The 25,798-nt window shown below is 56.3% G+C and carries 16 protein-coding genes; 10 read left to right on the forward strand and 6 right to left on the reverse strand.

The features are described 5' to 3' along the window. Window positions 1-3: 3 nt before the first annotated feature. The 4 genes from JHD77_RS03320 to JHD77_RS03335 all read right to left on the reverse strand — a co-directional run bounded on the left by JHD77_RS03320 (window position 4) and on the right by JHD77_RS03335 (window position 4,314). Entirely contained in the window at window positions 4-2,151 is a 2,148-nt protein-coding gene (locus JHD77_RS03320; RefSeq protein ID WP_031690915.1) for an AAA family ATPase, read from the reverse strand. 120 nt (window positions 2,152-2,271) lie between these two features. Continuing rightward, window positions 2,272-2,994, reverse strand: coding sequence for a hypothetical protein (locus JHD77_RS03325; RefSeq protein ID WP_124103094.1), 723 nt, complete (start codon window positions 2,992-2,994; stop codon window positions 2,272-2,274). Window positions 2,995-3,080: 86 nt separating this feature from the next. Next, a complete protein-coding gene (locus JHD77_RS03330) occupies window positions 3,081-3,245 on the reverse strand; it encodes a hypothetical protein (RefSeq protein ID WP_162836228.1) in 165 nt (54 codons plus the stop codon). A gap of 70 nt (window positions 3,246-3,315) precedes the next feature. After that, window positions 3,316-4,314, reverse strand: coding sequence for a helix-turn-helix transcriptional regulator (locus JHD77_RS03335; RefSeq protein ID WP_088171585.1), 999 nt, complete (start codon window positions 4,312-4,314; stop codon window positions 3,316-3,318). A gap of 252 nt (window positions 4,315-4,566) precedes the next feature. Here JHD77_RS03335 and JHD77_RS03340 point away from each other — a divergent pair, with 252 nt between their 5' ends. The 10 genes from JHD77_RS03340 to JHD77_RS03385 all read left to right on the forward strand — a co-directional run bounded on the left by JHD77_RS03340 (window position 4,567) and on the right by JHD77_RS03385 (window position 21,878). Next, complete coding sequence (locus JHD77_RS03340) at window positions 4,567-5,160, forward strand: hypothetical protein (protein WP_191519432.1); 594 nt, start codon at window positions 4,567-4,569, stop codon at window positions 5,158-5,160. Window positions 5,161-5,168: 8 nt separating this feature from the next. Further along, on the forward strand, window positions 5,169-5,792 hold the full coding sequence (locus tag JHD77_RS03345) for a hypothetical protein (RefSeq protein WP_063891119.1): 624 nt from the start codon (window positions 5,169-5,171) through the stop codon (window positions 5,790-5,792). A 106-nt stretch (window positions 5,793-5,898) separates the two neighbouring features. Further along, window positions 5,899-9,297: an exodeoxyribonuclease V subunit gamma gene (gene recC / locus JHD77_RS03350; protein ID WP_078458424.1), complete on the forward strand. Its 3,399-nt coding sequence runs from the start codon at window positions 5,899-5,901 to the stop codon at window positions 9,295-9,297. Continuing rightward, window positions 9,294-12,926 (forward strand): exodeoxyribonuclease V subunit beta, encoded by a 3,633-nt coding sequence (gene recB, locus JHD77_RS03355; RefSeq protein ID WP_078458425.1) that lies wholly within the window; start codon window positions 9,294-9,296, stop codon window positions 12,924-12,926. The genes recC and recB overlap by 4 nt, the downstream gene beginning before the upstream one ends. Continuing rightward, window positions 12,923-14,956: an exodeoxyribonuclease V subunit alpha gene (gene recD / locus JHD77_RS03360; RefSeq protein ID WP_058199749.1), complete on the forward strand. Its 2,034-nt coding sequence runs from the start codon at window positions 12,923-12,925 to the stop codon at window positions 14,954-14,956. Before recB ends, recD begins: the two co-directional genes overlap by 4 nt. A 703-nt stretch (window positions 14,957-15,659) precedes the next feature. Continuing rightward, the gene (locus tag JHD77_RS03365; RefSeq protein WP_058199748.1) at window positions 15,660-18,059 is read left to right on the forward strand and encodes a dynamin family protein; all 2,400 of its coding nucleotides are present in this window, start codon (window positions 15,660-15,662) and stop codon (window positions 18,057-18,059) included. Then, entirely contained in the window at window positions 18,056-18,955 is a 900-nt protein-coding gene (locus tag JHD77_RS03370) for a diguanylate cyclase regulator RdcB family protein (protein ID WP_058199747.1), read from the forward strand. Before JHD77_RS03365 ends, JHD77_RS03370 begins: the two co-directional genes overlap by 4 nt. After that, window positions 18,948-20,024, forward strand: a complete 1,077-nt coding sequence (locus JHD77_RS03375; RefSeq protein ID WP_034020251.1) for a patatin-like phospholipase family protein — start codon at window positions 18,948-18,950, stop codon at window positions 20,022-20,024. The genes JHD77_RS03370 and JHD77_RS03375 overlap by 8 nt, the downstream gene beginning before the upstream one ends. A gap of 2 nt (window positions 20,025-20,026) precedes the next feature. Further along, window positions 20,027-20,794 carry a YaaW family protein gene (locus tag JHD77_RS03380; protein ID WP_058199746.1) on the forward strand — a complete coding sequence of 256 codons (768 nt, stop codon included), beginning with the start codon at window positions 20,027-20,029 and terminating at the stop codon, window positions 20,792-20,794. A 79-nt stretch (window positions 20,795-20,873) separates the two neighbouring features. Further along, entirely contained in the window at window positions 20,874-21,878 is a 1,005-nt protein-coding gene (locus tag JHD77_RS03385; RefSeq protein ID WP_058199745.1) for a helix-turn-helix transcriptional regulator, read from the forward strand. A 1,414-nt stretch (window positions 21,879-23,292) separates the two neighbouring features. Here the strand turns inward: JHD77_RS03385 and JHD77_RS03390 are convergent. Then, window positions 23,293-24,201, reverse strand: a complete 909-nt coding sequence (locus JHD77_RS03390) for a LysR family transcriptional regulator (RefSeq protein WP_058199743.1) — start codon at window positions 24,199-24,201, stop codon at window positions 23,293-23,295. A gap of 373 nt (window positions 24,202-24,574) precedes the next feature. Next, a complete protein-coding gene (locus tag JHD77_RS03395; RefSeq protein ID WP_058199742.1) occupies window positions 24,575-25,348 on the reverse strand; it encodes an SDR family oxidoreductase in 774 nt (257 codons plus the stop codon). Between the last annotated feature and the right edge of the window lie 450 nt (window positions 25,349-25,798).

Raw genomic sequence — 25,798 nt, forward strand, 5'->3', positions numbered from 1 at the left:
CTTTCAATGCACGAAGCCAATTGGGCGCTGAGCTGGCGCCTCTTTGAGTGCTAGCTCCGATTGCAGTGCACGGAAAAACTCATCCACATCCGAGAAGGGGCGGAAACGAGAGCGTCGAGCGAGGGTGGCGAAGTCACCTGGCGTTAGGCGTTGGAGGGTTCGCAATCTCACTTCTTGCTCAGGGCTAGGGGCGCTAAGCCCCATCTGTTCCAAATGCAGGCGAAACAAATGACTGACCTGCTCCGGGCGCAGGTAACCAAAACCAACCTTGAGATCAAAGCGCCTCAGGGCCGCTTGATCAAGATTCTCCATTAGGTTGGTCGAGGCAATCAGCAAGCCCCGGTGGCTATCCATTTGCATGAGCATCTCGTTCACAGCGGTGACCTCCCAAGAGTGCTGGGCATGCCTGCGTTCCAGGAGGAAGCTGTCTACTTCGTCGAGAAGAAGAACAGCATCCTCATCCCGGGCTTGCTGAAAAGCATGGGCAAGATTCTTCTCGGTCATGCCGAGATAGGGCGAAACAAGATCGGAAACTCGCTTAACCAGTAGCGGCCGACCGATTTCTCGGGCCAGCCAATGGCCATATGCCGTCTTGCCCGTTCCAGGTGGCCCGTAGAAGCACAGTCTGGCATCGCGATTGTGCGATAGGCCTTCCAGAAGTCCCTCCAAAGGAACATCCGTGTTGCTCTGCTCCGGGGAGTAAAAGACTGGGAGGATCTGGTCTTGGGTGCGTGCGAGCTTGTCAAAGCCTTGAGCCTGTAAAGTGGCGTTGACCATGTACTCGACCGCATGGTTGAGATTGGGAGCATCAGCCAATCCACGGAGGCTTTCTGCTACCCGTAGAGCCCGCGTGGCAACGGCAGGAGTGAGATTTTCATGGCCTGCCATCCGTAGGACCAATGCATCTTCCAGGTCTCCTCCCGCATTACGGATGATCCGCTCACGCTCGGCTTTCGGAGGGTTCTGCAGCTCTAGAAGCAAGTCGAAGCGGCGAATGTAGGCATTGTCCAAGGCTTGAATATTATTGGTGAGCCAGAAGCAGGGCAGCAAATTCTCCTCCAGCATACGGTTGATCCAGCCCTTTCGTTTGCCCTGGTCGGGAGAGTAGATGCTGGGCTCGCTGATCAGGTCCTCAATCTCGTCGAGCACCAGCATCGTCGCCTTCTGATTCAGGATACCCATAGCTGTACGCAGGGCACAGAGGCGTCCACGACCATCGATAGGATCGCCATCACGATTAGTGCAGGCGATCTCGTAGAGCTCAGCCTTCAGCTCCTCCGCAAGAAGGCGAGGCAGCTGACTCTTTCCCGTTCCGGGAGGCCCGTAGATCAGTACGTTGACGCCGCGCGAGGCGTCCTGAATAGCCCGTTTGAGATAGGGGCGAGCGATCGAAAGGGGAAGGGCTAGGTGCCGATAATCGTCGATGCAAAGCTCGCCTTCTGGTGCCTTGCGAAAAGCACTTTGGAATAGGCCTATTGGCGAGCCTTGATGAAAGCGCAAGTCGTGAAGCAAATCCTTGTTGCCAACACCTAGCCGGTCGATGAGGCCCGAGCGGTAGGTGCGAGACATGTTCACCTCAACAAGCCCTGTGCGTACGAGTGGGCTATGAGCCGATAGGTGCTGTCTGATCGCCTCTGGCGGGTACCCAAGCAGGTGGGATAGGACGCGCAAGGTGCGGTTGAATCCGATCTGGCCGAGTTGATCGGTTGCCTCCTCCAAGAGCGCATCGCTGTGCAGGAGTACGCAAAATCCGAGAAGCGCTCGATCAATTTCTTCCAGGCCGATCAACTGCGACAACTGGCCCAGGTTTACTGTCAGGTTGTCCGGGTAGCTGGGGGAGGGGAACTCGCGAAGGAAGAGACTTTGCTCTTCAGCCATGCGGTCGAGCACTTTATGACGGAAGCTGGCTTCTTTCTTCGGGGGCGAGTCATCCTCGTCCTCATCATCGAAATGGAAGCGCCGATTTTTGAATTGCTCCTCGAGGTCCGCCACTCCCAGTTCAGCGGCAAGAGCATCATCATTGAAATTGCGCTCGCCAATCAGCTGGCGGTGACCGCCCAGGTCTAGGGTCAGAGCGAAGATCCACTTCAAAGTAAGCGGAGTAACGTCATCAGAGTGCGGGCCTGCGGCGCGGACAGTCTTACTGCGCATGATGTCTCCTGGCGTTCTTGGATAGTGAGAGGCCTCGGCAAAGCCTTCACTAGATCGATGGGAGGATTAACCAAGTGGGCGACAGATTGTGTCGTGGTGGCATTTGGAGAGCGTTAGCATTCACCCGGGGCCAAACCTTAGGAGACGAAGGCCGCATCCCGAGAAGCCTCGAGACAGCCATCCGGTGGCGATGACTTGGTGCTTGCTTGATGTTTCCAGCAGGTCCAAAACGCTTATGAGGTCGCCGACGGTGAGATCCAAATTGGCCTCGATTAGCAACAAGGCCTGGGGTGTGGCTGCATGATCCGCAGGTTTTATTTGCGCCAACAGCCCGGCCGCGGCGAGGACCGCAGTAGTGGCCCAGAAACTAGCCACCCGACCAAGGCCGGGACCTGGCGACCATGTGGAGTAACTGTTCCAGTCCAGCCCCGGGACGCATGGATTTTCTCGAGCTAAATACAGGCTTGCCCAGAACGCAGCCAGTTCATCCCAATTACCCCATAGGTAGTGGCGGGCATGAGGATGGGTATCGGCGTCTGGTGGCTCCAGGTGATGTACATGGACGATATCCGCATGAGCGAATAGTTGCAGGTAGGGGATAGGGGCGGAGGGAGGAACCCTGAGCCAATGGACCTCATCGAATCGCTTATCGGGCCAGCCCTGGGCTGCCTCCAGAGCCGTTATGTGATGCCGACGGAACCGCAGCTGGCCCAATGTCGGAGAGCTGTTGCAGAGCGTGTTGATGTCTTGCACGACCTGCTTGGCGTCGACATATGCCGTGGAAGACCATCCAATGGTGATGTGGCCGTCAGGTGGGGTCTGCTCCGGAATCTTGTCTGCCAATAGCGATGCCGTGCCGTTGATGCTTTCGTCGCGAGACAGTAGGCGGCACGGGGCGTCGCGAGAATGCCAACGGCGCGGCCCCATAGTCAGCGCACTTGAGTCGGTGCGTTCAAACACTTGTAGCCGGGATATTGGGCTTCAGCCGTTACTCGGGCCATATCCGAGCTGACAGCCTGAACCGTGATTTTGAAGTTGGCTCGAGAACCCGCAGTGGGCACAACACGCTGCAAAAACGCGGAATAGGTTTTCATCACTAGGTCTCCTTTGGTTGTCGACGGGAGACAGAGTGGTGGTTACTTGCGACACCCCATGTCGCATGGGCTATCTGATTTCATAGAGCACCGCCATGCGCGTGATCGTCTCACGGATTTGCTCGCGTAGCTGGATAGGCTCAAGCACCTCCACGTGTTCCCCCTGACTTAAGAGCCACAGGTCTAATCCTTGACTTAAATGGAGGCTGCCGGTCATTAGCCACCAGCCGTCTGTGAGTGCTTTAAGTTGCTGGTCGGGGCATAGCGCATTTTCCTGTAGGCGGACAGAAAGCGCCGGGCTTACGCGCAGCTTCAGAGGGACTGGCTGATCTGTTTTCAGACTTACCAGACTCTTCTGGGCGGCGTTGGAGTTGATGTCATATTTTTCGGGTGCCGGGAGGTCCTCGAAAGTGGAGCGAGCTGACAAAAAACGGTGCAGAGGAAGGGCGGCGATGTCGCCGTCTGGAAGACCCTTGAATACGCAGGAGAGGTAGATGTTCGAGTCCTGGTAGGAAAGCCCCAGAGGCTTGAGATGAAGCTCTTTTGGCCGTTGTGCTCCTCGTCTGAGATAACTGGCCCTCACGCTGGTGCCGTCCAGAAGCGCTTGCTGTATCACCTCTAGGACTTCATGGGGCACTGCGCTCGGAGCGAGAGTCACGAACCGGGTATTGCTGACAATTTTTCCGGTGCAATCCTGAGCTGGGCGGTTTCCCTTTAGAAGGGATACTGCGTATTCCCGAATAGCAGCCAGCTTCTGTACCTGCGGCTCCATCCCGAATCGCGACGCATGATCCATGATCATGACGAGGTTCATCGCATCGGTCGGCAACATGCTCAAGCGTGAGAGAGACCTATCCGCCCACCACAATTTGGCTTTCCCTCCGCCTTTGGGGCGGCTGTGTACATGAGGGTACTTCAGTTCAAGCTCACTGAGATCGCGTTGGATGGTGCGCTTGTCGACATCGATCCCTTGGCTGGTGACGCGTTGGTGGACCGCGGCGCTTTCGAGCGCATTTTCTTTGTTCGGAAGCAGGCCAAGAATTAGATCTTGGCGGTAGAGCTGTTCCACTCAATAACCCCTGTTTGCTTGCGACACGAGCTGTCGTATGGGTGTTGAAAATGAACTGAAGCAAATGATCAGCGAAGAGGCGTTAGCTCGGGCGAGGCAATCGATGCTAACCCAACGCTACGGATGCCGTGGTGCGAAGGCAAGGCTGCCGTAGGGGCGAAAAATCTCTTCGAAATTTGATAAATATCAAATGGCCATCCATCGGTAGTAGGATGCTGGAGCTAAAAAATTAGTATGCAGCAGGGAGGCGGCATGGAGCTTTTCAGAGCGATCCCATCCAATCACATAGCCAAGGCAAGAGATGGCCTACGCAGGCATGCGTTTGCTCGTGTTCCAAGCAATGTGCCATATGTGGTCGATAACCTCTGGGAGTGGCTAAGGCCTTTGGGCATGCCCTCTCGCCGGTACGCTATATATGCCAGTCCTACCCCCGAAATGGCGCTTGCCAATGCAAGTGCTCCCCTAGATGAGGGGGAGCAATACATTGCCTGTCGCGTCATCGTCGATCCTAGTCAGGTAAAAATTGCGCAGTTATCCGTGCGCGATGCGCGTGAGCACCCGGACATTCGGGAGATCGCTCGCTGGGTGAGTCGCAACGGCAATGTATTCACCGGACTAGGGGGCACGGAAAAGCAACAAGTGGCGCCACTGTTTATGCCGGGTTTGCGGCGTGAAGAGCTCGAGGATTTGCTCCACAAGGACAGCCTGGTTGCGGAGCTCTGCTGCTACATGCGCCAGGCTTCGACCTTCTGGAAGGCTGAGCTGAAACCAGTTGCTGACTCTGACGGGGAGCTGTTTTTCGAGCTTATTGACCAGCTTGTCACCTGCCGGCTGGAGCCGGTCTGAGGACTGAGATGAAAGACGTTTTCCAGATTGAGCCACTTACGCACATTGATCGGGCTCAGTCTTACATCCGTTCGTATCCCCATATCTTGTCGGCAATGAAGACGCCGCATGTACTGGATGAGCAGGCCTTCGTTTGTGGTGCTCACATGGTTTACGGGTGGATGCCAACCATTTTGGAGATCCACATCAGCGAGTCGGTCGATGTCCATGCCGGGGTGGCATTGCTCAACAAGGCTCGTATTGCCGGGCGTCTCAGCTGTGAAGAGATTGAGCAACTAGCCAACCTGATCAATCACTCTGTCGTTGGGGCATCCAAGCTGCTGCACTTTGTGAATCCTGAGGCGTTCGCGATTTGGGACTCCAAGATCTACCACTTCCTGCGCCGGAAGGCTCCGCACGCTTATCGAGTCAACAGCGCCAGTGAGTATGAAGCTTATCTGGACCAGCTGCGGCGCTTGCAGCAGGACGATCGCTTCCCTGCGCTCCACGCCTCCGTCAACCGGAAAATGGGATATGCCGTATCGCCGTTGCGCGCCCTTGAAGTGGTGATGTTCCTTAACTCTCCAGGTGCGACGAAGCTTGCAGAGAGTACGTCGCCCGCGGCAACTGCGGTTGTCGCTGAGCCAGATTGATTCGAAGGTGTTGTGCGCTTTATGAGTCATGAGTTTGCTGCGACGACAAAGGTTGTCGTCGCAGCCCTTTACTGTTCCCTTCAGTGCACATGCAGGAAGCTGACCTATGCAGGAGCTTGAACCTGGTCTGATCATCATCCACGGCAATCATCTGGAAGAGCTGCGTTCTCTTTCGGTGCAGTGGATGCGACGTTACCCATTGCGGCCACTGGAAAACGAAGTGCTTTTGGTGCAAAGCAATGGGATTGCTCAGTGGCTCAAGCTTGCACTCGCTGAACGAGAAGGCTGTGGGATTGCCGCAGCGCTGGATGTCGATCTACCTGCGCGCTTTCTGTGGCAAGCCTATAGGGCTGTATTGGGCAAAGACGCGATTCCTCAGCAGTCGCCGCTGGACAAGGCCCCTCTAACCTGGCGCTTAATGCGGCTCCTACCCGGCTTGCTTGCTGACGATGTTTTCGCTCCTTTGCGTCGCTTTTTAGCGGACGATCGGGATCTGCGAAAGCGATACCAACTGGCCGAGCGCCTGTCTGACTTGTTTGATCAGTACCAGGTTTACCGAGCGGACTGGTTGGCTGACTGGGCTGCTGGGCATGATCGACTACGCACATCGCGTGGTGGCGAGCAGCTGTTGGGCGATACATCTCAGTGGCAGCCTGCCTTGTGGCGAGCCTTGCTCAGCGATGTGGGGCAAGAGCATTTGGCGGAGAACCGGGCCGGAGTACACCCTCGCTTTGTCGAGCGCCTGGGGGAGCTTAAAGAGCGACCGCCAGGCTTGCCTCGCCGATTAACTGTCTTCGGGATCTCGTCCTTGCCGGCGCAGGTGCTGGAGGCACTGCAGGCAATGTCGCGATTTACCCAGGTCATGCTGTACGTCCACAACCCCTGCCAGCATCACTGGGGCGATATTGTCGAAGACAAGGATCTGCTGCGTCACGAGTACCGCCGCCAACAGCGAAAGGGTGGATTAGGCGGACCACTCGACGAAACGCAGATGCACCAGCATGCGCAGCCACTGTTAGCTGCGTGGGGGAAGCAGGGGCGCGACTACATCAACCTACTCGACCAGCATGACGAACCACAGCGTTATCGTGATCGGTTCGATCGTATCGATTTGTTCAGCTCGGCTCCTGAAAACACGTTGCTTGGTCAGTTGCAGAACGACATTTTGGATCTACGCACACTGGCCGAGACTCGAGCAACTCACCCGCCGGTGGATCCTGATCTTGATAGCTCGTTGCGCTTCCATGTAGCCCACAGCGCTCAGCGTGAAGTGGAGGTGCTGCACGACCAGCTTCTGGCGTGCTTTAGCTCCGACCCGAGCCTACGGCCGCGCGATGTAATCGTCATGGTGCCGGACGTAAATACCTATGCGCCACATATTCAAGCGGTGTTCGGTCAGTTCACCCCTGGGGACCCGAGGTTCATTCCGTTCACTTTGGCTGACCAAGGCGTGCGTGGCAAAGAACCTCTAGTGATTGCTTTGGAGCATTTGCTGCGTCTGCCCGAGAGCCGGCTTAGTGTCAGCGAAATACTCGACCTTCTGGATGTAGCCGCTGTGCGTGCGCGCTTTGGCATCGTTGAAGAGGACATGCCGACGCTTCGTCGCTGGCTTGAGGGGGCTGGCGTGCGTTGGGGTTTGGACGCTGCCCAGCGTCAGTCCCTAGGCCAGAGTGAAGGGCTGGAGCAGAACACATGGCGCTTCGGTCTTCGACGCATGCTGCTGGGCTACGTAGCCGGCGGCGTCGGCAGCTATGCCGAGATTGAACCTTACGACGAGGTTGGTGGCCTCGATGCAGTGCTGATTGGCCCACTCACTCGTTTACTGGACGCACTCGATTGGCATCTGCAGCTTCTTCGAGAGTCAGCCACCCCGTTGGTTTGGGGAGAGCATTTACGGGGGCTGATGGAGTCCTTCTTCCTGCCTTGCAGTGAAGGCGAGGAGATGTTGCGCACGCAACTGTTGGACGCTCTGGATGGATGGCTGGCGCTTTGCGACGCGGCGGCCATGAGCGAGGTTCTGCCATTGCAAGTAGTGCGCGAGGCCTGGTTGGCAAACCTCGATCAGGGGAGGCTGAGTCAGCGATTTTTAGCGGGTTCGGTGAACTTCTGCACGTTGATGCCGATGCGGGCCATTCCGTTCCGTCATGTCTGCTTGCTAGGCATGAATGATGGCGACTATCCGCGCAGCCAGGCTCCGCTGGACTTTGATCTGATGGCTGGTGATTACCGTCCAGGTGATCGCTCCCGCCGTGAGGACGACCGATATCTACTGCTGGAGGCATTGCTGGCCGCTCGCGAGCGACTTTATGTGAGCTGGGCTGGGCGTAGCATCCGGGACAATAGTGAGCGCCCCCCATCAGTGCTGATCGGTCAGCTACGTGATCATTTGGCTAGTGGCTGGCGATTGCCGGGAGGAGGGAAGTTGCTCTCGGCACTGACGACAGTGCACCCGCTTCAGCCCTTTAGTCGACGGTATTTTGGAGCTGATCCAGATCTCTTTAGCTACGCCTATGAGTGGGCCGAGCTGTATGGGGAAGTTACATCACCCACAGCATCGTCCGTTCTTTCCCAATGGGAGGAGGGCAGGCAGGTCAGCCCCGAGCAATTACAAGGCTTCCTGCGTGATCCCGTTAAGTACTTCTTTACTCGTCGCCTGAAGGTGTACTTGGACGAGGATGAGCAGGCGCAGTTGGACAGCGAACCCTTCAGCCTTGATGGTCTCGAGCGCTACCAATTACAGGAGCAATTGCTAAGGGCTGCGGAGGCAGTACCGCCATCAGATTGCGATGACGCGTTGAACGCTGCTGCTGATCGATTAACTCGCAGCGGTCAGCTGCCTCTTGCCGGATTTGGTGAGCAGTACCGCTCAGATCTTTTGGAGCCACTACCGAATCAAATTCATCGATACAGCGCGCTATCCAGGCTCTGGCCCGAATGCCAAGCGTCCTCCTTGCCGCTGGCTTTTGATGCATCCGGTGTCCACCTGCAAGGCTGGCTCAATGAGCTGCGTTGTCATGCCGACGGGGCCTTAGCCCGTTTAGAGTTGCTACCTGGCAGTCTCGCCAAATCAAAGGAGCTTAAGTGGCATCGTTTGTTGCGGCCGTACGTCATGCACGTAATTGCAGCAGCCTGCGGAATACCGATGACGACTTTGTTGGTGGGTGAGGACAAGTCGCTGAGCTTCTCTCCGGTACCTCAGGAGGATGCAGCGGATGTGCTGACAGGGTGGCTGCACGCTTGGAGCACTGGTATGGCGGCCCCTCTGCCGATCGCTCTCAAAACCTCTGTGAAGTGGCTGCAGAGCCAGGATGAGGATAAGGCGCGTACCTGTTATGAAGGCGCCGTCAAGGTCAACGGCGAGGTCACGACTAGTGCCAGCCTTGCCCGCCAGTATCCGAATTACTCCGCGCTGGTCGCAGATGGGCAGTTCATCGATTTGAGTCAGCAGCTCTATCGACCTCTTCTGGATAGTCAACCGACAGTACTTGAGGAGCACCAGGAATGAGCTCGTCACAACGGCCTCTGGCTTTGCGCTTCCCGCTGTACGGCAGTCGTCTGATTGAGGCAAGTGCGGGTACCGGCAAGACCTTCACCATTTCTGCGCTCTACCTGCGGCTGATCCTTCGTCACGGAGGCGACGAAGCCTTCCGTGAGGCACTCTTGCCGCCGCAGATACTCGTTGTGACCTTTACTGATGCGGCCACTCGTGAGCTTCGAGATCGTATCCGCGCGCGCTTAGTGCAGGCCGCGGCGGTTTTTCGAGGGGACGCTGAGCCAGATGAATTGCTAGCTGAGTTACGCGCAGATTTCCCTGAGTCTGAGTGGTCAAGTTGTGCTCTTCGTTTGGAGTTGGCTGCACAGTGGATGGACGAGGCGGCAGTCTCGACCATTCACGGTTGGTGCCAACGCATGCTGCGCGAACATGCATTCGACAGCGGGAGCTTATTCAGCCAAACGCTGGAAACAGACCACAGTGAGCTGCTGGCCGAGGTGGTTCGTGATTACTGGCGGCAGCAGTGCTATCCGCTAGATGGCTCGGCGTTGTCTTGGGTTATCCAGAACTGGGAAAACCCTGTAGGGCTGGGCAAGATGTTGAAGGACTTGCTCGGCGAGACAGGCGAACTTGGCGATCAAGCGCTGGGGCAGTTACTCGAGCGGTACCTGAGGGCGCGAGAGGAAGCGTTGGCTACCCTAAAGGCACCATGGTTGGCCTGGGCAGACGAAATTGAGTCGCTTCTAGATGAGGCTAGAGAGTCCAAAGCGTTCAACGGAACCAAGCTCAAGCAGCCAGATTACAAGCGCTGGACTGGAAAATTGAGGGAGTGGGCTTCTGGTGCCGAAGTGGCTCTGGATATTGGCAAAGGCTTCGAACGTCTGACCCCCAGCGGCTTGGCTGAAGTCTGGAAATCAACTCCGCCCGATCATGCTGCCCTGAGCGCCATGGTCACGCTGTCCGAAGAACTAATAGGTCTCCCTGATCCGGTTGAGCCGGCCTTGCGCCATGCAGCTGCTTGGGTGCGTCAGAGGTTCGATCATGAAAAGCGTCAACGGGCGGAGATGGGCTTTGATGACATGCTCTCCCGACTGGATGCGGCGCTGCAGAGCGACAATGGCCTGCGCCTTGCTGAGGTGATTCGCCGTCAATTCCCGATTGCATTGATTGATGAGTTCCAGGACACCGACCCATTGCAGTACCGCATCTTTGACACGCTTTACCAGGTCGAGGCTAATCGGGACGACTGCGGCTTATTCATGATTGGAGACCCTAAACAAGCCATCTATTCGTTCCGTGGTGCCGATATCTACACCTATCTGCGAGCGCGCCGAGCAACCCAGGGCCGGCACTACAACCTAGAACGCAATTTTCGGTCCAGCCAAAACATGGTTGATGCCGTTAATGAGCTCTTCTTGCGTGCTGAGCGCTCTGACGTTGGTAGCGGGGCATTCCTCCTGCGTGAAGAGTTGCCGTTCATTCGTGTGGGCGCGCAAGGACGTGAAGAGGTCTGGGTGGTTGAAGGGGAGGAGCAGTCGGCGCTCACCGCTTGGTATTTGACCCAAGACGAGCCAGTGGCAAAAAAAACGTACTTCAAGGCTATGGCAGAAGGAGCTGCGAGCGAGATTGTCCGCCTGCTTGATTTAGGCCAGCGGGGGAGGGCTGGATTTACTCATGAAGGCGAGTTGAAGCCGCTGCTGCCGAGTGACATCGCAGTGCTCGTGCGCGACTTCAAGGAAGCTCAGGCTATTCGAGGGGAGTTGGCAGCTCGCGGCGTGCGCAGTGTGTATTTGTCAGATAAAGATTCGGTATTTGCAGGGCAGGAAGCTCGCGATGTGATGCTCTGGCTCCGTGCATGTGCCGAACCTGACCAGGACCGCTCGCTACGTGCAGCCCTCGCTAGTGCAACGTTGGGACTAGGCCTTGATGAGCTCGAGGCTCTCAATCTGAATGAGCGCTCCTGGGAGCGCCGAGTAATGCAATTTCGAGGCTACCACCAGCGTTGGCAACGCCAGGGCGTCCTGCCAATGCTGCGTCAGCTTTTTCAGGATTTCACTTTGCCGCAGCGCTTGATGACGCGCGCGGATGGCGAGCGGGTACTAACCAACTTGCTGCATTTGGCAGAGCTTCTACAGCAAGCATCCGCCGAGCTTGATGGCGAGCTAGCGCTCATCCGCCACCTAAGTGAATTGCTAGCCAATGAAGGTCAGACGGCTGACGATCAAGTGCTTCGTTTAGAGAGTGATGAAGCACTGGTGCGCGTGGTGACCATCCACAAATCCAAAGGCCTGGAGTACCCGTTGGTATTTCTGCCGTTCATTTGTGCGTTTCGATCGGTAGATGGAGGTAAGCCTTTCCAGGTGTTTGATGGCGAGCGACGGCGGCTGGTGCTCAATGCAGACGACCAAGCTCTAGCAAGCGCTGAGCGTGAGCGTTTGGGTGAGGATTTGCGCTTGCTCTATGTTGCTCTCACACGTGCACAGCATGCGTGCTGGATCGGCGTTGCAGATCTGAGGATCGGTACCGCACACAAGTCTCGGCTACACGATTCTGCACTGGGTTACCTGCTCGGCGATGGTCAATCGCTAGCCGCTAGCAAAGAGTTGACGAATTGGCTGGACCCTTTGATCAACCCCTTGCGCAGTACAGTGGCGGTGGCCCCAGAAGCCAGTCAGCAGTCTTATGCCGCTACGCAGGAGGACCTCCCTCCGGTCCAGTGGAGCACGCCAGTTCGAAGTGCAGCGGAGCATTGGTGGATTGCGTCCTACAGTGCTCTGCGCCTCGAGGAGGGCGCGACAGCCCCTGCTAGCCGGCACGACGACGCTGCACCGGACAGTTTGGCAATGCAAAATTCCACGGATGATGACAGCTCCGACGCGGTGCCGGCAGCGCTGCTGACGTCAGCCCAAGGTCTGCACCGATTCCCTCGCGGCTCGAATCCAGGAACCTTCTTGCACGGCCTTTTGGAGTTGGCTGCTGATGAGGGTTTTGCTCACTGTCTCGCGAACCCAGCGCAGTTGCGCGAAGCCGTAGCACGACGTTGCCAGCGGCGCGGCCTCGAGGCGTGGATCGATCCGTTGTGCGAGTGGCTGTCGGCATTACTGAGTCAGCAAATGGCTCTTGGCGGGGGAGGCTCGGTGAGCTTGGCGGACCTGACTCAGTATCAGTCCGAGCTGGAGTTTTGGTTCGAGGCCCAGCAGGTCGATGTCATCCAGCTCGATCGAATGGTTCGGAGCACTGAGTTACCCGGAGTGCCTCGCCAGCCTTTGCAGGCGGACACACTGAACGGCATGTTCAAAGGCTTCATCGACTTGGCCTTCGAATACCAGGGGCGCTATTACGTAGTCGACTACAAGTCCAACTGGCTCGGTGCTGATGATGGTGCCTACACCCGAGAGGCGATGGAGGCTTCGATGGCGGCTCATCGTTACGACCTGCAGTACGTCCTTTACGTGCTAGCGCTGCACCGTCAACTGCGTTTACGTCTGCCGGATTACGACTATGACCGTGATATGGGGGGAGCTCTCTACTTGTTCATGCGCGCTCCAGGAAATGGTGTTTACCAAGTTCGCCCTGCGAAGGCGTTGATCGAGCAACTAGACACCTTGTTTCTTGGCCAATCCCAGGAGAGCTTCGCATGACTGTTGAATTGTCCTCGGCACTTTCCGGCCATACTGCGACGCTTGAACTGCTCGAAAGCTGGTGCGAGCGAGGCTGGCTTCGCGATCTGGACCGGGCGTTAGCCCAGTTCTTCATTGAATTGGACCCGGCGGCTTCTCCGCTCCTCATCTTGGCCGCTGCGCTAGCAAGTCATCAGCTAGGGCAGGGCCACGTTTGCTTGGATCTTCAAGCAACTCTTCAGCATCCAGACCTGACACTGTCACTGCCGCCCGAGGGCGAAGACCCTGAGGTAGCGGAGCTACTGCCCTCGCAAATACTGGCAGGATTGAGTGTAGAGGCGTGGCTACAGTCGTGTTCCGCTAGCGTGTTGTTCGAAGGGGATTGCGCTCCACTCGTGTTGATCGGTCCCTGCATGTACATGCGACGTTATCGGGATTACGAGCAGCAAGTTGCTACCAGCATTGCGCGACGGATGCGATTGCCGGCAGATGCACCAGCGGACCTTGCTGCTCGCCTGTCGACATTATTTCCCGAACCGTTTCTGCTGGATGGTGAGCGCAAGACCGACTGGCAGAAAGTGGCTTGTGCGCTCGCTGCGCGAGAACATTTCACTCTCATCACGGGCGGGCCAGGTACCGGGAAGACCACCACAGTAGTTCGGCTCATTGCCTTGCTGCAGGAGTCAGCGCTTGCTGTGGGCGCACCGTTGCGAGTGAGTTTGGCCGCACCAACTGGTAAGGCCGCTGCACGTCTTACCGAGTCAATTGGTGATCAGGTGGCATCGTTGCCGGTGCCAGCGAACGTGCGTGAGCAGATACCTACCACCGTAACGACATTGCACCGCTTGCTTGGCAGCTTGCCTGACACTCGCCACTTCCGGCACAACGCAAGCAATCCACTTCCGCTGGATGTGCTCGTGGTGGATGAGGCGTCGATGATTGACCTGGAAATGATGGCCAATCTTCTCGGGGCTTTGCCTGACCACGCTCGTTTGATACTGCTCGGAGATAAGGATCAGCTTGCTTCAGTTGAGGCCGGAGCAGTACTGGGCGATCTCTGTAGGGCGGCTGAGAGGGGCGGTTACAGCGAAGCCACCACTGAGTGGCTAGAGTCTCAGACCGGCGAGCAATTAGTGGCAGCAGAGTTGGTGCCGGGCGAGCAAGAGCTGGCGCAGCACGTCATGATGTTGCGCCACTCTCGGCGCTTTGGCAGTAGGTCTGGAATTGGTCGTTTGGCGCGCGCTGTTAATGCTGGTGATGCCGCAGCTGCCCGGGCGACGCTTGTCGATGGAGACGAGAGCTTGCATGTTCAGCGGCTCTCGGGAGAGCAAGATCGAGCTTTAGAATCGCTGCTACTCGATGGCGTCGGAACTGGAGATCGACGTCCCTGCGGTTACGCGCATTACCTGGAGGTGATGCGGGTTAATCGTCCTTCGCCTGGCGAAGGTGGTGGGGTCTGGGATGCCTGGGCTAGTCGTGTGCTATCTGCCTTTGACCAATTCCAGCTGCTATGTGCTCTTCGTAAAGGGCCTTGGGGAGTAGACGAGCTAAATGCGCGCATCGCTCACGCGCTTCAGGGGAGGGGCCTGTTGGAACAGGACCATGGCTGGTACGAGGGGAGGCCGGTGCTAGTAACTCGAAACGACTATGGCTTGGGGTTAATGAATGGAGACGTCGGTATCGCCTTGCGTCTGCCTGAGCCCTCGGAACTGCCCGGTTCTCCGCCGAATCTGGTCTTGCGCGTAGTTTTTCCTCGTAACGATGGCAGTGGCGAGCTGCGGCATATCCTGCCGAGCCGACTGAGTGCGGTCGAAACTGTGTTTGCGATGACCGTACACAAGTCCCAGGGCTCAGAGTTCGAGCACTGTGCATTGATTCTGCCCGATACGATGAGCCCCCTGCTGACTAAGGAGTTGCTCTACACCGGCATTACTCGCGCTAGAAGCTGGTTCACCCTATTGGAAAGCCGGACGGGCCTATTGGAGAGCGTCGTGCGCAAGCGGATAGAACGACGTAGTGGGTTGAGAGAGTCACTGATTGCTGAGGGCTAGGACTGCTAACTGCTGCAGGACGACATGAATTGTCGCTCCTGTCTGCCAGTTTGGAATCACTTGGTCGCCGTGAGTACATGTGATGCCGATACCACCCCACCCCTATGTGTTCAGCTGTACATCCTGCCGGTGGAAGAAAACCATAATCCCTCTCAGCGACGCGCTGGCTTTGGGCAGGGATTGGTTCGATAAGTGTCCTCAATGTGGATGTGAGGTTTTGCAGCAGCGGTACGCTTCGCAAGCGGAAATTCTTGGGGCGAAGGTTGTGCGTCTGCTCCTATCTCGTCGGTGGTGAGTAATCATCTATGTAAGGCTTTTGTTGCATGGCCAAACGCCATCTTCCGTTGTACGCTTGCACCATTGCGCGTGCCAATCGGCTGACGTCGTGTGTTTGACAAGCTTTAGGGAATCGAAGCAATGCCGCCATCAAGGATGCGATGCACTGGCCTGATCTCAGATTTTGCCGTGATGCGGTTTTCCGCGGCTCCATCTCCCGCCGGAACTGGCGCATGCTGGATAAATACTCCCGACGGCTTGCGGAGCAAGTCCGTCAATTCAATTTTCTGCCACTTATCACCTAATGGTGCACGCCTGCCATTAGGGCGTCTGGATACTTCAACCGAACTGTTCAAGTGTGCTGTAGACGCAGCCCGCTCGTAATTTGCTGGCCTCAGAAAAGAAGAGGCACGTTCAAGGAGATGACATGCACGAAAACACCATCGCAATTCTTCAGGACGAAGCGCGCAGGCTTCTTGATGTTGAAATTGATCTGCTTGAGCGGATGCAGGCCGAACCGGGTGTGGTGGTAGATGAGCAGGATGGTGGGCATCAGACGTTCTCCAGCTCGTCGATTGGCAAAGACATTGAGATGCTGCGTGGTGAGCGAGCCAAGCTAGAGAACCTGGATATGGTACTGGCTGTCGTTGGCACGATGAAGGCAGGGAAGTCCACCACCATCAATGCGATTGTTGGTACTGAGGTGTTGCCGAACCGTAACCGGCCGATGACTGCTTTGCCGACGCTGATTCGTCACACTCCCGAGCAGATCGAGCCAGTGCTGCGCCTGGAAAATAATGCTCCGATTAACGATCTTCTGGGGCAGCTGTATGAAACATCTCACACTCCAGCTGGGAGGCAGGCCATCAATGGCCTCGACAGTACCGACGATATGAAGGAGCTGCTGAATATGATTCAGCGGCAAGAGCGTTTCGGTAAGAAATATGAAGGAGCTGAGGAAATTTTCGGCTTCCTTAAGAATCTCAATGACTTGGTGCGACTGTCGGCAACGTTGGAGGAGGAGTTCCCGTTCTCTAGCTATGACGAAGTGCATGAGCTACCTGTGATTGAGGTGCGCTTTGCTCATTTGGGAGATCAGGCCGAAACAGGGGGACGTCTCACTCTGCTGGACACACCTGGACCGAATGAGTCGGGGCAGCCTCATTTGCGCAAGATGCTCCGGGAGCAACTGAGAAATGCCTCTGCCGTCTTGGCTGTAATGGATTTCACCCAGCTCAAATCGGACGCTGACGAGCAGGTTCGCCAAGAGTTGGAGAGTATTTCTGAGGTGTGCAGCGGGCGTATGTATGCTTTGGTCAATAAGTTTGACCAGAAGGATCGGCATGGTGACAGTGCAGAGCAGATTCAAAGCTTTGTCGCTGACACCTTAATGGGGCAGCGTCTTAAGCGAGAGCATGTCTTCCCCGTTTCCTCTCGTTGGGGATATTTGGCAAATCGGGCCCGCCATGAAATCGCTAATGGACGGTCCTTGTCCGCCAACCATGCTTGGGTAGCTGACTTTGGTGAGCTGGCGCTAGGTATGGATTGGGAGGATACGATCGAAGACGCAGATGAGGTATTGCGCAGGGCGAACATACTCTGGAAGAAGTCTCTATTCAGCGCGCCACTCGACAACGTCATTCGCATGGCCCATGGGCAGGCGGCAAAGCTTGCTATCGCCTCCGCCGCGTCGAAGCTGGTCGAGATAGCATCACGTCTAAATAGCTTCTTAGAGGTTCGTGATAAGGCGTTGGCCAAAAGCTCCAAAGAGCTCGAGGCGCAGATCAAATCGATTCTAGAGGACGTCAAAAAAGTCAAAGGGCTTGAAGAGGAGAGTGCTGACAAGTCCAGCAAGGTATTGAAGGAGATCTCAAGCGAGCTCGAGGAGATTTTCCAAACTATCAGAAAGGGCATCGAGCAGGAAATTGAGGCTAAATTCAAGGCCGGCAAAGCCTCGGAAAAAGAACGTGCCCGTTCGCAGCGAAAAGATAACGTTCCCTCCGGTTTTGGTGGTGTGCTCAGAGCGATGCTGGGGGCCCCGGATCGCCAAAGGGAGGGCTTCGGATTTGAGTTTGACGAGAGCCATCCCTTGATTGCGTTCAACAATCAGGAAGAAGCGGTTGCTCTTGTTAAGAATATAGAAAAAGGGGTTGCAGACGTAATATCAGATGGCGAGAAGGTGATGACCGTAGATCTGGAGGCTCTGCTCAGAAAATTTCGAGAGAGTTTTTCCAGAGACATCAAGGGTGAAGCTGAGAAGTTGGTGAATGCGCTTAATAAGCGATTTAACCAAGAAGGATTCTCTATTGATATTCGCCTCCCTGACCCTGCTCCACTTTCCTTCCCTTACACAGCCAGCGAGCTGTTGGGGGAAATCGTCGACAGCAGAACTCGCTCAGTTACTCGTTATCGCCGCAGCACCAGCGTTTGGGGGAAGCTCTGTGGCCTTTTCGATAGCTCCGATTGGGGGTGGGAATCCTATCAGTCCTCCGAGGGGTACTACGAAGTCAATATACACAAAGTCCGGAAGCAGATTAATAACTCTGTTAATAAGATATTTTCTGATCTGCGCGAAACAACCGATACCACCATTAAGGCTCCTTTGGAAGCTGGCGTTCGCCAGTTTTTCGAACAGCTCAAGCTCACATTGGAAAATATTCGTAGTGACTTGGCTCAGAGCCTAGTTGATAAGCAGAGTAGTCGAGGGGAGCAACAGGCCTTGGCTCAGCGCCTCTCTGGACTGAAACGAAATGTCCCGGGAGTTCGCAAGGACAGTGAGGAGCTAAAGAACGACGTTCAGCCGACTGTTAAGGAGGTGGTGGCATGAGCGAGGCTAGCGCGCTGAACTTAGACTCGGACGTCCTCCAGCTGCTTAATTCTCTGCCGGAAAAGTTCGTTGTCGATTTTGCCAACGGTATTGATGTGGCCCGGGAGCGCCAGCGCTATATCGCCGGTAGAAATACTTTCTTCTCGCGGATGTACGATGGTTTTACTGGCCAGGGTGCACGGCATCAGGCTGAAATAAATGCAAATCTTACAGATGGGATAGAGGGTGCGCTGGAGTGGTTACAAGACCTTACTGGATCTCTAGCTAAGAGTAATCACGCCATTGTCCAAGTGAATGCTCGTGTGAGTGCCCTAAAAGAAGATGTTGCCAAAATTGCAAACTACTCAATCACTACTCGCCAGTGCTTAGAGACGTTAGAAGTTCGGTGCGGGAAGCTGGAGCAGCAGGTCGACCGAATTGATAGCTTGCAGAAGGCACAAGTCCATCAAGAGGCCGTTTTCAGTAAATGGGCGGCAGGGCGTTTGAGCAGTTTCTCATTGTCAGGTCGCTGTTATGCGGCGCTGGAGGAGCTTCGGTGGGGGGCGTTTGGTGACCACCTTCAGCGGCTCTCGGGTTCTGAGCGTCAGCAGCAATTGGAACTGCTGGCTAATCGAGCCATTGCCCAGTTGAGAAAAGACGCGAATCTAAGCCATGGAGAGCGGATTGGAACTCGAGATCACTGGCTCGCGCAGCCGCAAGGGCGGCACGTATTGGCTGATGCAGGTGATGCTTTGGAGTATCTAGGCGATTGGGCTGACGTAGAGCGTAATCCATTTGTCTTTGTTGTCTCCCAGAAGGCTGAGGAGTTGCCGCTACAGGTTCCGCGCTTGGGTTCCGCGCAGCGATTCACTGAGACACTCATTAGTGAGCTTTTCTTGGAGGCGCGGCATGGCTGAGTCGATGAAGGTTGGTTTAGTTCTCTCCGGCGGTGGGGCTAAAGGCGCTTATCAGGTTGGAGTGCTCAAGGCTCTCAGGGAGCTCGGTACGCGCATTGATGCTGTCTCCGGTGCCAGCATTGGGGCGCTGAACGGTGGCGTCTTGGCATCTGCTCCGTCTCTGGACGTAGCGATTGAGCGCCTTGAGGAACTATGGGGGCGTTTGGCTAAGCAATCGCCGCTGAATATGAAAGTCCCCGGCTATCTGATGATGCTTGCCGCGGCGGGCTTGCGGCTTCAGGGGGCAGGAACTGCGCTAGCAGGTCTTCATGCTGCTCAGAGCATTGCTCGCCGACTAAATTATGAGCTGCCCGAATGGCTGGAGTTTCTTGAGGACAGCTTGCTCGACGACCAGCCGCTCAGGGAGCTAATGGATGAGTACCTCGTCTCTGATGACCTTGACACTGGTCTGCCGCTGTACGTCTCCATCTACAAGAGCAATGGCGGGTTGACTGATCTTCTCTCCGCTTTCAAAGCAGAGCTTGGCTTCATCGATACTCCGGATTCTGACTTTGTTCATATCCAGTCGATGGAACCTGCCGAGCGCAAGAAGCTGCTTCTAGCGTCCGCTGCGATTCCAATGTTGTTCAAACCCCGGACCATCGAAGGCCAGCGGTACACCGATGGTGGTCAAGGCGGTTGGCAAACCATGCAAGGCAACACTCCGATTACGCCGCTCATCGATGCTGGCTGCAACCTGGTCATCGTTACCCATCTCAGCGATGGCTCCCCTTGGAGCCGACACGATTTTCCAGATGCAACCATCTTGGAGATTCGGCCGAGTGAATCGCTCAATCGCGCTCAAGGCCCCCTTGGGGGCGCTCGTGATCTGCTTGGCTTTGATGCTGAAAAGATCCCCTCCTGGATTGAGCAGGGTTATCGCGACACGCTCGCTTGTGTCGGCAGGGTCATGGAGGCTCAGAAAAGTCGAAATGAACTGCGTGTCTCCGAAGCGGCGCTGGGGACTCTCGACCAGCAGGGTGCACAGGCAGACAAGGTGTTGGCGGACGCAATGGCTAGGTTGAAGTAGAGATGGCAGTGGACGACGTAAGTGAAGTTGAGGTGCTGAAGCAGCTGCTGGCAAAGGCGAACTCGGAATACCTGGATCTATTGGTGGACTACATCACTGATGGTGGGAAAGGGCGCCTAATGCTATCGGCCGTCAACTGTAAGGCGCTGGTTCAGGCCAAGGCTGAGGGCGAGTATTCCGAAGCCCAACTGGAGCTGCTAATCACCGAGCTGCTGCATTTTGGAGGCAACAGCATCGCCAACCTGTGGCGTAGCGAGGGTGCCCCTTGGGCATCAATCGTTGTGGATGTGCTCGATCATCTAAAAGGAAAGCGCGAAGACGGAGACTCGATCATTGAGTTGGAGCGTCGAGTACTTGTACAGCTCCTTAGGCACTTTTGGAGCAAGTTGTCGGGGGCTGAACTTGAGCCCTTATGTGAAGTGCTCAAGGTTAACGGCATGCCGGACAAGGACCAGCTAGAGGTGCTACGCCAGGCGGTAATGGGGGCAACCGAGGTTGGTACAACGTTAGCGAAGATACTGGCTGCTTCCATGGCGAGTTCAACCTTCGGAGCCAGCGCGGCGTTCACTGGTCTTTCTTGGGGAGGCGCTGCTGCAGGAGTTGCGCAGTTTGCGGCTGGCCGCGGAGTCTCAGTAGCGTTGGGTCCTATTGGATTCGCGCTGGGGGGCATCTGGGGTGCCTACAACCTAACTGGGCCCGCTTTCCGGGTCACAGTTCCTTGTGTCGTGTTGATCGCGCTGATCCGCCTTGAGGCGCGGGACCTCGGTTAACCTCACATTCGTTGCGACTGATCGGTGTGCAATCGCACTGTGAGGCCGCTGGAAGAGTGCAACAAGTAAAGGTAGTGCTATGTCTGAAGCGAAGGATACGCTGCTCAGGATGTTTGCTTTGCTGCGCCTGATCCCAGAATTCCCAGGGCACATCGCATCGACGACGTTGTTGGAGAAGCTGCGCGACCGCGGCTTTTTCGTTGATATGCGCACGGTGCAACGCGATCTGAACCGGCTTAGCACACCTTTCTCGTTGATGTGCGATGAGAGCGTTTCACCGTATCGGTGGAGCTTCACAAAGGATGCGGAGCTGGATTTGCGAGAGATGGACCCCTCCACTGCGCTGGTTCTGTATCTGGCTCAGGATCATCTGAAGAGCCTTCTACCGCAAAGCGCACTCGATCTGCTAGCGCCTCAGTTCAACCGGGCTCGTAACTACTTGGATGGGTTGGGGCAGAACGGTTTATCACATTGGGCGAGGCGCGTACGCGCTGTGCCTAATGGCAGAGCCTTGGTCCCGGCACCGATCCCGCTACAGATATGGGACCAGGTGTCGACGGCGCTACTGGAGCATCGTCAGTTGCGAGTCCTTTACCTAAGCCGCAGCAAGGCGACGCTTAAGGAGATGCGACTGCACCCTGTCGGTTTCATTTCTCGCCACTCGATCAGCTACCTGATTGCTACGGTTGATGGTTACAGCGATGTCATTCAATTTGCTGTGCACCGCATCCGTGAGGCTGAATGTCTCGATCTCCCTGCTGGCGGGGACGCGGACGTGGATCTTGATGAGTATTTGAACGGCGGTGGCTTCAACAGCGCAGGCCCTGTGCCCATGGTAGAGCTGAAGGCTGACGTCTCACCTCAAATTGCCTGGCATTTGGGTGAAACTCCATTGAGCCAGGAGCAAACGATCGAGTCTTTGCCAGGATCGGACTGGAAACGCTTGAAGGCTTGCGTGCCGCAGGATCAGGAAACGCTGTGGTGGATATTCGGATTGAACGAGAACATTCGCGTTTATGAACCGCAAATTTGGGTAGATGCAGTTAAGGAAAAAGCGGAGAGAGTCAGGCAGCTGTACGCCTAACTGCGCAATTGCACTGACTTGACCACCCGATTGCATTCCTCCTGACCAAGCATTTGCATTCGTGCTGACCACCGCTTGCATACGGCCTCAACAGTCACACCGTAGCCACGACCTGCTGCAGCCGATAGCTGCCCTCGGCGAGAGGCCGCTACCGGCCCATAGCGGACGTCAGGCAATGCGATCAATGGGCGGTGCACGCCGATGTCCCTTCGCAATCTCTGCACGATAGATCTCAATTACTTGGGCGGCATAGTCTGCTGGCTGCTTACCGCATTGACGCGCCGCCTGGCATAGCTCTGCCCATGCTTTCTGTCGAAAAAGGTTCCAGCTTGCTCGCGCGTGTTTCCTTGCGGGATCAGAAGCTGAATCTGGTGACGTAGGGATGGGGTTAGCTCGAGAAATGCAACGTTCGCCAACTCAATGTTGACGTGATTTTGTGCGGTCATAATGTCGCTCTCGTGCACTGGCAAATGGCTGCGTACAGGCGTAAGCGAGAGCGCCAACGGGCGGGGCGGGACAACCGGTCGTGAGTCGGAGGTAGTCCGAGGAACTCAAGTCTTAGGGTCACTGTAGGCCTTTTACGTATCAGCGGGTGGAAATCTGCTAAGCGGAGCGTATGAAGAATTTTGTGCTACGGTCACTTCGTCGTAATGAATCCCCGCGAAGGTTTCGATACGGCACGGCCGCCCACTGGGCGGCTTTTTCATCTTTTCTTTGAAGCAGTTAACGTCAGCTGCAGCCCTAAAGCTATTTCCAGACCACTAAGGGGGGCTCTGTGAACATCTCCAGAGTCCCTATCGCGACAGCACACGATGGTCGCCGCTCGCCAGTAACTGATTACCTCTTCGCGCTTCAGCCAAGTGAGAAGCGCCCGTGCATACGCGCTAGGTCTAAGACCAGCTCTTTTAGCAGCCTTTGACAATGCAGCTATGGCCATCTGCTGCGTAATTAGCTCACGCTCGGCGGCAGTGGATCCCGGAGCAATCGCCCCCTCGATTTTATGAGCAAGAGAGGGCACTAGCCGAAGGTAGGCAGATGCTCCATGCTCAACCAAAAGCGAATTTGCTTTCCGCATCGCTCCAACCTTGGCGGCAAGTTCTAGGGAGTTCAGCAGTTCAGAACACACAAATTCCGCCTTGTTCGTTGAGCCTCGAAAATAACCTTGCCGTTACGCGACAAATTTCGCGAGCACAATGCCTACCGCCCCCTAGCGGATGCTTGTGAGTCAGAGGTCCGACGGGGAATGATCAGCCTGTTTGAGGAGACTCTGAGTAGGAGTTCAACTGCGCAGATCAATGAGACCTCAGATCTGCAATATAAAGCGGAAGCCATCCGAAAATTTGTCCTCTTCGCCTTCTCAGAAGGACTCAGTCTGTGACTACAACACGCCGACCCCAAAGTGCATCTGCCATCTTTACTTCACAAGGCAAGGGGCAAACAGAGCCTCTAGCCAGTTGGCGAACAACGACAGTACACCGGAACGCTGCAGTCGGTGCGGGTATAGGAGGTTGGCTGGGAGCGGTGCGGCGCGCAGGTTTGGCAGTACCTCGCAAAGCTCGCCTGCCCGGAGCAAGTCTTGGACGTCGAAGCGCGGGATCTGGATTAGCCCCAGCCCAGCCTGACAGCAGGCGATATAGCTCTCCGCATTGTTGACGATCACCCGGCTAGGCAGCATCAGGCTTTGTATTTGACCGCCGTTGTCAACGAACTCCCAGGGTTGTTCTTGCCCCTTGAGCGGTGAACCGTAGCCGATCATCCAGTGTCCTTGGACGAGGTCCTCGAGCTGTTGAGGCGTACCCTGGCGGTGGAGGTAGGCAGGGCTGGCACAGTTGATCAGCTCTATGTTGCCCAGTGGGCGCGCAACCAGGCTGCTGTCGGTCAGCGGGCCGATCCGCAGCACGCAGTCGACGCCCTCACGCACCAGATCGATAGCTCGGTCGCTGGAGCCGAGCAGAAGTTGGAGATTGGGATACTGCTCCAGCAATTGTGGTAACGCTGGAGCAACCAGACGCCGCACGATGCGACTGGGCAGGTCGACGTGCAGGCGGCCGCTTACTTGTTGCTTTTGCTCTCGAAATAGACAGTCAATCGCATCGGCGCTGGCCAGGAGCGCCTGGGCTCGCTCGAACAGCTGGACGCCATCGGCGGTGAGTTGAACGCTACGGGTGGTACGGTTCAGGAGACGGGTCCCCAGGTTGTTTTCCAGCCGCTGTACCGCTGCAGAGACAGATGCGCGCGGCAGCGCCAGGGCGTTCGCTGCCTTGATGAAGCTTTCCATCTCCGCGACGCGCACGAAAATACGGTATTGCTCAAGCCTGTCCATGCTTTGTTCCTTGCGGCGCGTTCAGGCAAACCTTTGGTGTCGAAGAACGCGCATTCATCTTCGGTGGTGCTACGGCCGAGTATAGGAGTGCTGGATGAGCAACCGACGAGACAACGGTATCCCGGTAAAGGACTGCGTTCTGGCTCAGCCCGAATGAGTTCGATGGCGTTTGAAAATTTGGAACCGGGCGCAGGCCGTGAGCCCTGGAATGAGAAAGGGGGCAGAACGCAAGTGTTACCGGCTTCTAACCAGAGCCGCTGCAAGCGCGGAGTGAGCTGGGGCTACAGAAGCTCATGCGGCCACGTGAGGACGGTGGGCAACATTCTCTTGCATTGGCGATCCTGAGCGGGGCACCCGGGGTGCCCCGGACGCGTCATTTTGTGGTGTAACCGCCGTTTATCAGTAAGGTTTGTCCGGTGATCCACCACCCGTCACTGACCAGATGGCGAATAAAGGGCACCACATCCTGGATATCTGTCAGGCCCTTCCTGGAGAAGGGAGACAGGGCTGCGGCGCTCTGATGATAGGCCACGGCATCAGCTTCCTCGGCAGGATAGAAGAACGGCGTGTCCATCGGCCCCGGGCCAACCGCGGTGACCGAAATGCCGCGGGCGCCGAATTCCTTCGCTGCGGCTCGGGTGAAGTGCTCCACAGGGGCTTTGGTGCCAGCATATGCGGCGTAGAACGGAGTGAAGGCGCCAAGTAGAGAAGTAACCAAGGTGCAGATTTTGCCGTTGTCATTCAGGTGACGGCCGGCCTCGCGAAGGAAAAAGAACGCTGACTTGGAGTTGACTGCGGCCATCTCATCGTACTCAGCCTCAGTGATTTCTGTGAAAGGCTTTTTCAACACCTTCCCCACCGTGTTGATGGCGATGTCAGGTCTGCCTACGGCGGCCACTACGTCCTGGAATAACTTCTCGACAGCTGCCGCCCCGCTGAGATCGGCCTGAAACGCCACTGCCTGAGCACCGCTCGCGCGAATGGCTTGCAAGGTCTCCTCGGCAGCGGCCTTGCTGTCGTCGCTGTTGTAGTGAATGGCCACCGCACGCGCCCCATGACCAGCGAGGTCGCGAGCAATCAGCCCGCCGAGGTTTTTGGCGCCACCGGCGATGATGACTACCTTGTCTTGAATGCTGTTGTAGGCCATTGCGATGTTCCTGACTGTGTGGGGGAACACTCAGGATAGGAAAGCCCGGTTCATTGATCAGCCTGCTGATCATGGATGCTTCATCCACGTTCTGCGAACAATGTTGAAGTTCTGGAGCATCCTACTGATACCCAATATGGGCAGCATGATTGTTTTGACGGTCTCCGGTGAGCTGCCTTGCCTGGCTGCCACCCCCTAGGACATCCAGACTACTCATGGTCTGAAGGTATGAAGAGAAAAGCTCCAAGCGATATTGTCTGATCTGGATTCTGCTGCTGCCCGTGACGGTCCGCTGAAGAAGCCGGAACAACAAGAACAACGACATAAGGAACATGTGCCTTGAAGTGCAATAACGCTGCGTTCACTCGTCGCCACACACTCGCTCTGGCAATAGCCGCTTCAATTTGCAGCCTGGACGGTACTCGGCTGGCCTTGGCCCAGACCCTAAGC

It is taken from the genome of Pseudomonas sp. P20 (assembly GCF_016463925.1).
Taxonomy (GTDB): Bacteria; Pseudomonadota; Gammaproteobacteria; order Pseudomonadales; family Pseudomonadaceae; genus Pseudomonas; species Pseudomonas aeruginosa.

Bases quoted from the DNA above. Each gene is read 5' to 3' on its own strand.
- JHD77_RS03330 (WP_162836228.1), bottom strand. From the start codon at position 3,245: ATGAAAACCTATTCCGCGTTTTTGCAGCGTGTTGTGCCCACTGCGGGT.
- JHD77_RS03370 (WP_058199747.1), top strand. From the start codon at position 18,056: ATGAGCGAGGCTAGCGCGCTGAACTTAGACTCGGACGTCCTCCAGCTG.
- JHD77_RS03390 (WP_058199743.1), bottom strand. From the start codon at position 24,201: ATGGACAGGCTTGAGCAATACCGTATTTTCGTGCGCGTCGCGGAGATG.
- JHD77_RS03340 (WP_191519432.1), top strand. From the start codon at position 4,567: ATGGAGCTTTTCAGAGCGATCCCATCCAATCACATAGCCAAGGCAAGA.
- JHD77_RS03365 (WP_058199748.1), top strand. From the start codon at position 15,660: ATGCACGAAAACACCATCGCAATTCTTCAGGACGAAGCGCGCAGGCTT.
- recC (WP_078458424.1), top strand. From the start codon at position 5,899: ATGCAGGAGCTTGAACCTGGTCTGATCATCATCCACGGCAATCATCTG.
- JHD77_RS03385 (WP_058199745.1), top strand. From the start codon at position 20,874: ATGTCTGAAGCGAAGGATACGCTGCTCAGGATGTTTGCTTTGCTGCGC.
- recD (WP_058199749.1), top strand. From the start codon at position 12,923: ATGACTGTTGAATTGTCCTCGGCACTTTCCGGCCATACTGCGACGCTT.
- JHD77_RS03380 (WP_058199746.1), top strand. From the start codon at position 20,027: ATGGCAGTGGACGACGTAAGTGAAGTTGAGGTGCTGAAGCAGCTGCTG.
- recB (WP_078458425.1), top strand. From the start codon at position 9,294: ATGAGCTCGTCACAACGGCCTCTGGCTTTGCGCTTCCCGCTGTACGGC.
- JHD77_RS03320 (WP_031690915.1), bottom strand. From the start codon at position 2,151: ATGCGCAGTAAGACTGTCCGCGCCGCAGGCCCGCACTCTGATGACGTT.
- JHD77_RS03375 (WP_034020251.1), top strand. From the start codon at position 18,948: ATGGCTGAGTCGATGAAGGTTGGTTTAGTTCTCTCCGGCGGTGGGGCT.
- JHD77_RS03395 (WP_058199742.1), bottom strand. From the start codon at position 25,348: ATGGCCTACAACAGCATTCAAGACAAGGTAGTCATCATCGCCGGTGGC.
- JHD77_RS03345 (WP_063891119.1), top strand. From the start codon at position 5,169: ATGAAAGACGTTTTCCAGATTGAGCCACTTACGCACATTGATCGGGCT.